Origin of the sequence: Streptomyces sp. SID5785, from assembly GCF_009870065.1 — a bacterium.
Lineage (GTDB): Bacteria > Actinomycetota > Actinomycetes > Streptomycetales > Streptomycetaceae > Streptomyces.
In genome coordinates, this window is sequence record NZ_WWIA01000672.1 from 1 (window position 1) to 374 (window position 374).

General features: G+C 71.4%; 1 pseudogene. It reads left to right on the forward strand.

Annotated features, from left to right (window positions below):
- Positions 1-374: pseudogene (locus tag GTW43_RS21765) on the forward strand (glucose-6-phosphate dehydrogenase); the annotation flags it as partial.

The following is a 374-nucleotide window of genomic DNA, read 5'->3' on the forward strand; positions in this document are numbered from 1 at the left end:
GCCCGCGACGTCATCCAGAACCACCTGCTCCAGCTGATGGCGCTCACCGCCATGGAGGAGCCCGCCTCCTTCGACGCGGACGCGCTGGTCGCGGAGAAGGCCAAGGTGCTCGGCGCGATCAAGCCGCCGCGGGACCTCGGCAAGGACACGGTGCGCGGCCAGTACGCGGCCGGCTGGCAGGGCGGCGAGAAGGCCGTCGGCTACCTCCAGGAAGACGGCATCGACCCCAGGTCGAAGACCGACACCTACGCGGCCATCAAGCTGGAGATCGACAACCGCCGCTGGGCGGGCGTCCCGTTCTACCTGCGCACCGGCAAGCGGCTCGGCCGCCGCGTCACCGAGATCGCGGTCGTCTTCCAGCGCGCCCCGCACTC